Origin of the sequence: Fibrobacter sp. UWB13 (assembly GCF_900177805.1) — a bacterium.
Taxonomy (GTDB): domain Bacteria; phylum Fibrobacterota; class Fibrobacteria; order Fibrobacterales; family Fibrobacteraceae; genus Fibrobacter.
The window spans coordinates 1,070,436-1,081,942 of sequence record NZ_FXAX01000001.1 but is presented as its reverse complement, the minus strand read 5'-3'; the positions used below and the strand labels follow the sequence as shown (position 1 = coordinate 1,081,942).

The following is an 11,507-nucleotide window of genomic DNA, read 5'->3' as shown; positions in this document are numbered from 1 at the left end:
CTTTTTTATAAACAGGTGCTCATAAGTAAACTAAAATTACGTTGTCAACTAGTAAAAATAAAATTACATCGTGTGTGATATTGCTTAAATTTTAAAAATTTAAGCATTTTGTGTATATAATATATAATTTTTGTATGTTTGAAATTATTTTGTATGATTTGTTTACTAAATTTATTCGACCTTAAAATAAACTAAAAAAAAGGTGAATAAATGAAAACAACCAAAACAACAACCATCTTCTTGGGCTTGGCATCTGCAATGGCTTTTGCTCAGGAAGGCTCTGCTTGCATTCCGTTCGTCAATGGCGTCGGCGATTATGACAAGAACTGTTATAATTCCGGTCTCCTTGACATGGAAGAAGGCAAGTGCTACACCATGAACGCTGACCGTGTTAAGGAAGGCGTTCCTCAGTGGATCAACAACGTGGTTTCACAGACGTGGTGGTGGTCTGAAACTCCTTGCATCGCAGAAGTTTCTAGCTCCAGCGTCGAACCGGAATCCAGCTCTAGCGAAATCGTTGAGCCGGAATCCAGTTCCAGTGAAATCGTTGAACCGGAATCGAGCTCCAGCTCTGTTGAAGAATCCAGTTCTAGTGAAGAACCGCTCTCCAGCTCTAGCGAAACGCCGGTTTCTAGCTCCAGCGAAGTTATCGTTGCTTCTAATTGCATCGAATTCGTGAACGGCTCTGGCAACTACACTGAAAACTGCTACAACGCAGGCCTCCTCGAAATGGAAGAAGGCAAGTGCTACGCCATCAACCCGGATCGCTATAACGATGTCAAGAACCAGCTGTGGATCAACAACATTGCATCTCAGGTCTGGTGGTGGGTCGAAACCTCTTGTGGTTCCGTAATCTCCAGCTCTAGCGAAGAATCTTCCAGCTCTGTCGAAGAATCTAGCTCCAGCGAAGAATCTTCTAGCTCCGAAGAAGTCTCTAGCTCTAGCGAAGAATCCTCCAGCTCTGTTGAAGAATCCAGCTCTAGCGTTCAGGTTGAACTCGTTGAACTCTGCGTTGCTTACGGCAATAAAAAGTTGGATGCCAGTGTTGTTGCTAATAACTGCTACAACGCTGACTTGAGAAACATGAAGGCGGAAACTTGCTACGCCATTAATCCGGAAATCAAGGCTCAATTCGGCTCTTATTCCGGATACACTCGCGATGTTAATGGTGTTAAAACCACAGGACATGGTAAAAATAAAAAGAGTGTCAATTGGTGGATCGAAACTCCGTGCTACGAAGAAATCGTCGTCTCTAGCTCTAGCGTCGAAGAATCTTCTAGCTCTGTTGAAGAATCTAGCTCCAGCGTCGAAGAATCTTCTAGCTCTGTTGAAGAATCTAGCTCCAGCGTCGAAGAATCTTCCAGCTCCGTTGAAGAATCTAGCTCCAGCGTCGAAGAATCTTCCAGCTCTGTTGAAGAATCTAGCTCCAGCGTCGAAGAATCTTCTAGCTCTGTTGAAGAATCCAGCTCTAGCGAAGAATCTTCTAGCTCTGAAGAAGTCTCTAGCTCCAGCGAAATCGTTGTGTCTACTTGCATCGAATTCGTGAACGGCTCTGGCAACTACATTGATAACTGCTACAACGCAGGTCTCCTCGAAATGGAAGAAGGCAAGTGCTACGCCATCAACCCGGATCGCTATAACGATGTCAAGAACCAGCTTTGGATCAACAACATCGCTTCCCAGACCTGGTGGTGGGTTGAAACCTCTTGCGGTACCGAAATCTCCAGCTCTAGCGAAGAATCTTCTAGCTCTGTTGAATCTAGCTCCAGCGAAGAATCCTCCAGCTCTGTTGAATCTAGCTCTAGTGAAGAATCCTCCAGCTCTGTTGAATCTAGCTCTAGCGAAGAATCTTCCAGCTCTGTTGAATCCAGCTCCAGCGAAGAATCTTCTAGCTCTAGCGAAATCGTCGTGTCTACTTGCATTGCTTATGTGAACGGCACTGGCGACTACGATCAGCATTGCTATAACGCTGGCTTGAGAAACATGGCTGAAGGCAAGTGCTACACCATGAATCCGGCTCGCGTTGCTGAAGGTGTCCCGCAGTGGATTAACGACGATGCCGCTCAGACTTGGTGGTGGGTCGAAACTTCTTGCGGTGAAGCTCCGGAAGTTGTCGAAGAACCGGTTGAAGAACCGATCGAAATTGTCTGCAAGGGCGATGATTGCGCTGATGTCAAGCCGATTCTCGCAGAACCGAAGCCGGAACCGGTTGTTGCCAAGGCTAACGGCCGTAACAATGGCACGACCGCTCTCGCTACAGCAGTTGCAACCAAGGCTAGCATGACTGTTTCCAACAACATGCTGAGCATCGCAACGAACTCCAACGGCGTCAAGTCCGTGAAGATCTTTAGCGTTCGCGGCGACATGCTCCTCTCTGAAACATTCTCCGGTGCTGCAAAGACCGTTGACATGGCTCAGTTTGCTGGCAAGGGCGCTGTGATTGTCCGTCTCGTCGAAGGCCGCAAGGTCCTCGCTACGAAGCGCGTTGCAATCCGCTAATTCCTTAACGATTTAAGTCGAATTGTGAAAGGGCTTCCTCGAAAGAGGAAGCTTTTTTTAATGCAAAAAAGGAACCCCGTCGGGGGTTCCTCTTCTGATATATAGATCCTTCGACTTCGTGCTGCGCACTTCGCTCAGGATGACACTGCTTACTGGCTAGCGATTAACGTTAACCTTATTCGCACGTTCGAGTTCGCGAGCGTTGATGATGAGCATCTGCAAGCGGTTCTCGATGTTGGCAAAGCTGGTATCCGGATCGTAGTCCAAGCTCAGGATTTGCACGTGCGGGCAACGTTCCTTTACAGCCTTCGTGAGGCCACGGCCACTGATGTGGTTTGCGAGGCAGGCGAACGGCTGCACAATGATGTAGCTATTGATGCCGTGCTTCGAGTTGTAAAGGATTTCTGCCGGGATGAGCCAGCCTTCACCCGTGTTGTACGTCGGGTCGATAATGCCGTCGATGTAGTTCACGAGTTCGAAGCAGTCTGCGTGGTGTTCGTAAAGCTTGAACGACTGCATGACCTTATTGGCGGTTGCTGCGGCGTGTTCAAAGAGCTTTGCGGTAATGCCACCTTCGAGGCGGTCTGAAATCGGATTTGCCGAGAATCCGCGCTTGATCTTTTCGGCGCGCACAACTTCGTCGACGCGGAAGAAGTCCATCATGCCTGGGAGGTAAACTTCCATGCCGTTGTCCATGAGGTAGTCTTCGACATGTCCGTTGGCGCTCGGGTGGAAGTTCATGAGGATTTCGCCGAGCACAGCGACGCGCGGCTTGCGGATGCCCTTCTTGCGGCTTTCCGTGATTTCGACCTTGTTGAATTCCTCGATGCACTGGTGCAGCATTTCGACAAGGCGCTTGGCAGAGCCGAGTTCCGTCTTCTTGAGCGTTGCTGCGGTTTTCATCAGTTCCGGCATCCACTTGCTGTAAATCTTCTTGGTTTCACCCTTGTTGATTTCGTAGGGGCGGAGTGCGCGGTACGCTGTTTCGATGGCATCCATGAAGGCAAGGCCCCAAAGTGTATGGAGGCGGAAGTCGAGCCCGAGCTGGAATCCCGGATGCATGCCTTTATAGTCGATGCCGGTCGTGATGATGGAAACGTCCTTGTAACCCGCTTCGTCAAGAGCTTTACGGCCAAGCACGGAGTACTGCACAGCGCGGCAGTTTTCGCAGTTCTTGGCAAGGCACATCGAAACTTCGGTCTGCGGAACGTTCGGGTGTTCTTCGAGCCACTTGAGGCATTCGCCAATGTTGATCTGGCAGGGGAAGCAGATGTCGTTGTGCACGTACTTCTTGCCAAGTTCAATAGCACGTTTGTCTGCAACCGGGAGGTAATCCGAGAGGTAACCCTTGCCCTGGATGTAGCTACTTGCGAGAATGGCAAAAGCGGGGGAGAGGTTCGGCGTTAAAATAATACGCTTGTTCTTGTCGCTTGCCACGTACGGCGTGTGGAACTGCGGTTCGTTCGAAATCGGCTTTTCCGGGAGGTTCGCCGCACGGCGGGCCTTCACGGTTTCGATAAAGCTCTTGATGCGGATGCCCACCGGGCCTCTTGCGTCGCCTTCGTCGAGCTTGAGCATGAGCATTTCCTTGTTGGAATCGCGGTGCATCATGCGCATCATTTCGTCGGTCAACACGGAGTCGTGTCCGCAACCGAAGCTCACAATCTGGGCAAGTTCAACATGCGGGTCTCTCGAAGCAATCATCGTTGCACCGAGCATGCGCAAGTGGAACGTGTTCTTGATTTCTACGCGGGTGTGGTTCGGCACATCCTGGTCGTAAACGCCCGGGAGCGATTCGGTCGTGAGCACCGGAATGCCCATTGCGGTAAAGTGGCTTGCAATGTTGTGGTTGATGAGCAAGTCGGCATGGTAGGGGCGGCCTGCAATGACCACGGCAAAACTGTTGTTCGCCTTCACGTCGTCGAGAATCTTCTGGCCTTCTTCGAGGAGCGTGGTGCGGTAGTTGTTGAGTGCCTTTTCGCCTTCCGTGACGGCCTTGTCCAAAGTCTTGCGGTCGATGTTCCAGTTGTCATGGAACCAGTCGATGGTCTGGCTTCTGCGGAGCTTGGTGTTTGCCCAGTGGAAAATCGGCTGGTCCATCGGGATGCCGTAATTCTTTTCGGGTTCGTCCGTGTTCTGGCAAATGTTCGGGTAACCTTGCACGACCGGGCAGACCGTCGTGGCGTTAAACTTGGTGTGGTCGCTCGGGAGCGAAATCATCATCGGGAAGAAGATGCGGTCGACCTTCTTTTCGATGAGGCTGAGCACGTGACCGTGGACGAGCTTGGCCGGGAAGCAGACCGTATCCGAAGGCACGCTGTGAAGACCTGCTTCGAACATCTTGTAGTCGCTCTGGCGGCTTACGACAACGGTGTAGCCGAGGGCGGTGAAGAATGCTTTCCAGTAGGGGAGGCTGTTCCAGAATTCGAGTACGCGCGGGATACCGATGGTCTTTCCGTTCTGCGGCAAGAGAATCTGCGGAGCGTAGTCCTTGACCAAGAGCTGGTTCGTGCGCTTGATCATGTCCGGCACGGCCTGCATCTTCTTGTTGATTTCGGCAATGAGTTTCTTTGTGGCCGGATCGTTCGGGTCGGCGGTGACTTCGCCGCGTTCGCAGCGGTTGCCTGTCACAAAGCTCTGGCCGTCACTGAACGTGACGATGGTGCGGGAACAATGGTTGGTGCAGTACTGGCAGAGCTGACCCGGCTGGTTGTGCCAGCTGAAGGTGCGCATGGCTTCGAGGCCGATAAACTTACTTTGCACGTTCGGGTCTGCGGCACGCTTTTCTTCCATGAACTTCTTCGTGAGGAGAGCGATACCGATAGCGCCCATTTCGCCCGGTCGTTCCGGACGGATGGCCTTGAGACCCGTATATTGTTCGAAGGCGCGGAGAACGGCGTTGTTCTTGAACGTACCGCCCTGCACCACGACTTTTTTGCCCAGCGTGTTCAGGTTGCGGATGCGGATGACCTTCGTAAAGACGTTGTTAATGATGGAACGGCAGATGCCAGCGATGATGTCTTCGGGCTGCTTGCCGTCGCGCTGTTCCGTGATGATGGAACTGTTCATGAACACGGTGCAGCGGCTGCCGAGCTGGGACGGGCTCTTGGAGTTGAAAGCGAGTTCCGCAATCTTTTCCATCGGGATGCCGAGGCTGCGGGCGTACGTTTCGATGAATGAACCGCAACCCGAGGAGCAGGCTTCGTTGAGGATGATACCCGTGACGACACCGTCTTGCACGGAGATGGCTTTCATGTCCTGACCGCCGATGTCCAAAATGAATGAGACGTCGGGGCAGAGGCGCTGGGCTGCGTTTGCGTGGGCGACCGTTTCTACCGTGTGGTAGTCTGCGTGGACAGCCTTTGCAAAGAGCTGTTCGCCGTAACCGGTTGTACCCACGCCCAAGATGTTGAGCTTCACGCCGTATTCTTCGTAGCGGTCGGCGAGGTCCACCATGGCACGCTTCAAGACGGCGAGCGGTTCACCGTCGTTACTGGCGTAGAAGCCGTCGATGACCTTTTCGTTTTCGTCGATGAGCACGAACTTCGTGGTGGTAGAGCCCGCGTCAATGCCCAAGTAGGCGTTGATGGTCGTGCCGGAAGGCGGCTGCGGGTAATGGTTGTCCGCCATCTTGTGCTCTTCGAGGAACAGCTTGTATTCCGCTTCGCTCTGGAAGAAGAGGTCGGAGGCTGCCTTTGCCTTATTCTCGGCTTGGCGGATTTCGTTAAAGTGAACGAGCGCGTCGAGAGAACCCTCTTCGCGGTACATGCATTCCTGGTTTGCGAACATGGAGCCGTTAGCGAGAGCGGCGCCCATGGCAACGAGCACTTCGGAATGTTCCGGAACAATCGCCTGTTCGTCGGAGATGCCCAAGCGTTCCTTGAATGCCTTCACGAGAGTCGGGTTGAACGTGAGCGGGCCACCTTCAAAAATGACAGGCGGCTTGATTTCCATGCCCTGGGCAAGGCCACCGATAGTCTGCTTTGCGATGGCGTGGAAACTGGAAAGTGCGATATCTTCCTTCGCGATGCCGTTGTTGAGCATCGGCTGGATGTCCGTCTTGGCGAACACGCCGCAACGGCCCGAGATTTCATAGACTTTTTGGCCACGCTTGGCGTAGCTTTCGAATACTTCTGTCTTGATGCGGAGGAGTTCCGCGACCTGGTCGATAAATGCACCCGTACCGCCTGCGCACACGCCGTTCATGCGCATGTCGGAGGCGATGAGCTTACCGGTGGTCTTGTCCTTTTCGAAGAACACAACCTTGGCATCCTGACCGCCGAGTTCGATGGCGACCCTGGAATCGGGGTAGGTGGCACGCACCGCAAGTGCGTTTGCGACTACTTCTTGCACAAAGAAGGCGTGAGTGGCCTCGGCGAACGGCTGACCGCCGCTACCGCAGAACGTGACCCTGAAGTTCTTGCCCGGGAAAAGGGCATGGGCTTCGCGCAGGACCTCGTAGACCTTTTTCGCCTGCATGGCGTTATGACGCTGATATGTATAGTGTAAAAGCTTAGATGTCTCGGGATCGACTACAGCAATTTTCACAGTGGTGGAGCCTACGTCGACACCCACCCATAAATCGTTCATAGAAGTATTCATAGTGAAGCCAAATTTAGTTTTTTTTCATTATTTGAAAAAGTCATTTTGCGTTTATGGCGATAAAACGCGCAATTTGGGGGATTTTGGGTAATTGCTCGCATGTGCAGATTGTTGTAGGGGACCGCGCAAAACAAAAAGAGGCCCAACGACCTCTTTTTATATGCACTTCACCTTTCTAAAAACTTTCACCGAATTGCAGTCCAATTCTGAGTAGCGAAACAGCCCCGCTTAGTGAAATTGCTACGCTGAAGCGGGGCGAAAAGAAGCTCATTTCTCTACGTGACGATTTTGTCGAAGGGCTTCAAGCTCGGATTGTATTTCAGTAATCAACGATTCAGAAAGACCCTTGGCTCGCAGAACGGCTTCTGTATCGACTTTATTTTCTGCACGTTCTTGTTCTCGCCCTTTAGCTTCTGCTTTGAGCCAAATTTCGGCTTCGATAGCTTCATCAGCGTGTTTATCGAACATATGTTCCTCCAAGGCTTTAAGCAGTTCAGGGCTTATGCGGCTTACTCGTAAACGGTTGAGGGCATCCCTAAAGATCGGGTCCTTCGATTCGGGAACTTCAAGTGGACCCTGCGACAAGAGTTTCAGCCAGTAGTCCTCGCGTGAACTGATGTTTTTTCGCAGTTTCTTGAAATTCGGAAGGTCTACTATAATATATCTATTTTTACTGAAAATGGGAAGCGCCCGATGTGTTGAGTCGCTGTGGTTGACGTTGTCCTCGCTATAGACGGCCCAAGTGTCTTTAAAAATATCCTTTGACTTGAGAATTTGAAAATTACAGAGCCAGATAGATACCGTTTCAGGTAGTTCATAAAAATGAACCTTACGCTCCTTTTCGTCCATCAATTTGAAATACGTTGACCTGTTATATTCGTACTTGCCACGTAACGTCTGGTAAGAATTGTAGAGTTGGAGACGGTCAAGAAAGAATGGATGGCTCCTATTCTGCATCTCTATGTTGAAATAACGGTGATCCTTTGTAGTTACCCACACGTCTAGGCGCGCGGAGTCATCTTCCGGCATGAAAACGTCTATGGGCTTCTCGAACTCGTAGTCGAGATCTATGATTTCGTGGTCGCGGTCTAGCCCAAGCAAGCAGTTGAGCATATCGCGTATGGTGTCCTTGTCATCCATCAGCACACGGAACGTTTCGCTGTAATAAGGGAGCAAGAACTCTTCGCCCTGTTCGTTCGTAACGATGTAGTAGGCTTTCTTTTCTGAAGTTGTGTTGTTTTCGGTCATTTACATTTCCTTTAGAGGGTTGGTTATGATTTGGCCCCTATACTATTAACACGCATAAGCAAGCCGTTTGTTTCAAGAAATCATTGTAAAATATTTTTAGACAGGAGCGGGGCATGCGCTGACAATTGCAAATGACGCTACTTTTGTATATTCTGTTGTATGAGAAAGATTTTGTTGCTCCTAACGATGTGCTTTGCGCTTGCGAATGCTCAATTCTATTACGACAAGCATGGAGAAAGTCGCGGTGCGTATAAGGACAGCTTGGACTACGCGACGCTTGTTGGGCTTGCAAAAAGATTCCATGGCCCGATTTTGGTGAAAAAGCCGGTTGAAGGCGTTAAGCCAAGAAAGAATTTGGAAAAGATTCCTGAAAATAAAATCCAAAGAACATTTAATGTAAGTCGCGATGTTTTGAACAAAGAAAACTGGCTCGAAGTGGCGAAAAACGAAATCGTCAAGATTTGTGTTGACGCGCCTGTTGTCGCGTGGGAAACATCATTAAAAGCGATTATATCTAGCGATTCATGCCTGACATTCCAAACGCCGACTCTTATTGGTGTTGATACACTTAGGGTGCATTTCCGTAAAGAAAACACGCCTTACTACATTAATTTCTATAACGACACATATTCTTACGATATATCACTAGAAACTACTAACTATTAATTAGTAACTACTTCACAAAATTCTATCTTATCTCCCGTGAATAAAAAGTATATCATCCCCGTCGTTATTTTTTCGATTTTGTTGTTGCTCCCGTTTGGCGTGCAGGCGGTTGTCGACCTGCGTGGCGAAAAGCGCTTCCAGCCGTTTGACATTTTCAAGGATGTGGTTTACACTCCGATTGTGCGCGAGAAAAAGGTCGCTGCGGCTGCGGACTCGCTCGATGCAAAATGGCGTGCGGCGCGCGAGGCTATTGCTGCGGGTGCTGAGGTCGCTGATGCTTTGGAGCCTGTGACATCTTCGCTTTCGGACTTGGAAGCGGCGGTGCTTTCGGTGAATACGTATGCCGAACTCGATACGGCTGAAGCTCGTTACAAGAGCCTCAAGTTGGCGGATACGCTCCTCTCGAAGCTGGAGGACGAACCGGAATCGTTCCCACAGGCGGATTCTTGCATCAAGTCGCTCGTGGCTGACCTTGGGCATGTGTCGCTGAGGCGTGCTTTCTTGGATGTGAAACATTACGGCGTGTGGACGAGCCGCTATTTGCGTGCTTTTGAAAATAAGATTGATGACGAAAGCGCTATTGTGTTGGCGTTGCGCCCCAAGTACCAACTTGCGGTGTGGAACCTCTTTAGCGATCCGGGCGAGAAGGTCGTTCTCGGCGCTGCTGGTAATTGCATCGGCAAGTCTTGCGGTAGGGAAGATGCCAAGCCCGAAGACAAATGGCTTTTCTACCGCCAGGATGTGGAATTCCTGGTGCAGCCGTCTCCGCTTGATGTGCGCAGTGCTAAGCTCGACAATCCGGTGAAGGCTATTGAAAGGTTCCGCGACCAGCTCAAGGCGAAGGGCGTGGAACTCTTGGTGGTGATTACGCCGGGCAAGCCGAGCATCTATACCGAACGTTTGACGGGCAAGAATTCGGATGGTGCTGGGCTTCAGTCGCATGGCAAGAAAATTCTCGATTCGCTTACTCGTGCAGGCTTTAACACTGTAGATTTATATACGCCGCTTTTGGCCGCAAAGTCCCGCGATGCTGCCGAAGGTCCGCTTTACCTGAACGATGATACGCACTGGACTCCGCGCGGTGCTGAACTTGCGGCGGCTGAAATCGCGAAGAAAGTCCGCGAGATGGTGGATGCAGGAACTGTCAAATTCCGCGGAAAGGACGATGTGCGCTACATAGCCTCTGATTCCATCGCAGACCGCATGGGTGACGTGGGCGAGATGAGTGGCCTCAATAAGTTCGGTGTGTTCAAGGTGCAACAGGTGACGGGACACGTGGTTTCGCAGCAGAATATCAAGGAACGCACCGAAAAGCTCCCGGTGGATTCGACTTGTGTCGATGCTGCTAAGATCGCTTGCAAAAAGAACGATTCTTGCTTTACGGCTCAGTCAGCGCTTTGCGAGCGTGACACGGTGCTTTATGACACGACCGTTACTCCGTTCAAAGACGATTTTCGCAAGTCCGAAATTTTGATTCTCGGTGATAGCTTCAGCCGTATTTATCAGACCGATTCGCCGGTAAACGCCGGATGGATTGCCCACTTCGCGAAGAACATGAACGCCCGCGTCGCAAGCATCGTGAGTGACGGTGGCGCCTCGACGCTCGTCCGTGAAAAACTCGCCCGCAAAGCAAGCGTGCTCAAGGGCAAAAAGCTCCTCATTTGGGAATTCGTTGAACGCGACCTCCGCTTCGGCGCCGAAGGCTGGAAGAATGTGGATTTTTAAAAATCGGATGTTGGGATTAAGATGTTGTTGAATTTCGAATCTATGCTTTGTGTCATCCTGAGCGGAATGTAATGGAGTCGAAGGATCTATAATTTTAAGTATGCCAAATAGTTATTATACATATATGATGACAAATCAAAGTAATACAACTCTTTATGTAGGTGTTACAAATGATATAAGTCGCCGCGCTTTAGAGCATATTGAAGGTTGTGGAGCTACTTTTACTTCAAGATATAAGATTAATAAGTTGATTTACTTTGAACGATATACGGAAATTACAGATGCAATAAAACGTGAAAAACAGTTGAAAGGCTGGCGACGAGAGAAAAAGGAGATCCTCATTATGCAGATGAATCCTTTATGGAAGGATCTTTTGCAGGATGACTCTTAGATTCTTCGACTACGGGCTACGCCCTTCGCTCAGAATGACACTGTTTGCTTCATTTCTAACTATTAACTATTGACCTTTAACTAGTGACTAAGATATGCCAAGACATGGAACACCGACGCCGGGACAGGCGATCCTCGAAGGAATTGAATGGCTTAAGATCGACAAGCCGGAATTTGCCCGCAGGGTGGGCGTTTCTGTAGAAATGCTCGACCAGCTGATTGCGGGTGAAATCAGCATCTCGACCGAAATAGCGAATGCGCTTGAATCCGTGACCGGCAGCCCCGCCGCCTATTGGAAAATGCTCGAACGCAAAAGCCGCGCTTCTCGATAAATGGGAGATGCCCGCTCGGAGGCGGGCATGACAAATTAGAGTAGT

General features: G+C 50.4%; 7 protein-coding genes. 5 read left to right on the top strand and 2 right to left on the bottom strand.

All coding sequences use genetic code 11. The features are described 5' to 3' along the window. Positions 1 to 210 precede the first annotated feature (210 nt). Positions 211 to 2,499 carry a hypothetical protein gene (locus tag B9Y77_RS04570; protein WP_085490636.1) on the top strand — a complete coding sequence of 763 codons (2,289 nt, stop codon included), beginning with the start codon at positions 211 to 213 and terminating at the stop codon, positions 2,497 to 2,499. A gap of 156 nt (positions 2,500 to 2,655) precedes the next feature. On the opposite strand, the gene B9Y77_RS04565 is transcribed toward B9Y77_RS04570, so the two are convergent. Both B9Y77_RS04565 and B9Y77_RS04560 read right to left on the bottom strand, forming a co-directional pair. Beyond that, a complete protein-coding gene (locus B9Y77_RS04565) occupies positions 2,656 to 7,101 on the bottom strand; it encodes an acyl-CoA dehydratase activase (RefSeq protein WP_085490635.1) in 4,446 nt (1,481 codons plus the stop codon). A 267-nt stretch (positions 7,102 to 7,368) separates the two neighbouring features. Next, on the bottom strand, positions 7,369 to 8,349 hold the full coding sequence (locus B9Y77_RS04560; protein WP_244536405.1) for an Rpn family recombination-promoting nuclease/putative transposase: 981 nt from the start codon (positions 8,347 to 8,349) through the stop codon (positions 7,369 to 7,371). Positions 8,350 to 8,508: 159 nt separating this feature from the next. Between B9Y77_RS04560 and B9Y77_RS04555 the strand changes: the two genes are divergently transcribed. The 4 genes from B9Y77_RS04555 to B9Y77_RS04540 all read left to right on the top strand — a co-directional run bounded on the left by B9Y77_RS04555 (position 8,509) and on the right by B9Y77_RS04540 (position 11,462). Continuing rightward, positions 8,509 to 9,015, top strand: coding sequence for a hypothetical protein (locus B9Y77_RS04555; RefSeq protein WP_254899918.1), 507 nt, complete (start codon positions 8,509 to 8,511; stop codon positions 9,013 to 9,015). A gap of 36 nt (positions 9,016 to 9,051) precedes the next feature. After that, on the top strand, positions 9,052 to 10,740 hold the full coding sequence (locus B9Y77_RS04550) for an alginate O-acetyltransferase AlgX-related protein (protein ID WP_085490634.1): 1,689 nt from the start codon (positions 9,052 to 9,054) through the stop codon (positions 10,738 to 10,740). A 100-nt stretch (positions 10,741 to 10,840) separates the two neighbouring features. Continuing rightward, on the top strand, positions 10,841 to 11,131 hold the full coding sequence (locus B9Y77_RS04545; RefSeq protein WP_014547195.1) for a GIY-YIG nuclease family protein: 291 nt from the start codon (positions 10,841 to 10,843) through the stop codon (positions 11,129 to 11,131). A gap of 94 nt (positions 11,132 to 11,225) precedes the next feature. Then, the gene (locus B9Y77_RS04540) at positions 11,226 to 11,462 is read left to right on the top strand and encodes a helix-turn-helix transcriptional regulator (RefSeq protein ID WP_073422880.1); all 237 of its coding nucleotides are present in this window, start codon (positions 11,226 to 11,228) and stop codon (positions 11,460 to 11,462) included. Positions 11,463 to 11,507 lie beyond the last annotated feature (45 nt).

What these genes read in the sequence shown, in the direction of transcription:
- B9Y77_RS04570 (WP_085490636.1), top strand. Translation starts at nt 211, where the DNA reads ATGAAAACAACCAAAACAACAACCATCTTCTTGGGCTTGGCATCTGCA.
- B9Y77_RS04565 (WP_085490635.1), bottom strand. Translation starts at nt 7,101, where the DNA reads ATGAATACTTCTATGAACGATTTATGGGTGGGTGTCGACGTAGGCTCC.
- B9Y77_RS04540 (WP_073422880.1), top strand. Translation starts at nt 11,226, where the DNA reads ATGCCAAGACATGGAACACCGACGCCGGGACAGGCGATCCTCGAAGGA.
- B9Y77_RS04555 (WP_254899918.1), top strand. Translation starts at nt 8,509, where the DNA reads ATGAGAAAGATTTTGTTGCTCCTAACGATGTGCTTTGCGCTTGCGAAT.
- B9Y77_RS04545 (WP_014547195.1), top strand. Translation starts at nt 10,841, where the DNA reads ATGCCAAATAGTTATTATACATATATGATGACAAATCAAAGTAATACA.
- B9Y77_RS04560 (WP_244536405.1), bottom strand. Translation starts at nt 8,349, where the DNA reads ATGACCGAAAACAACACAACTTCAGAAAAGAAAGCCTACTACATCGTT.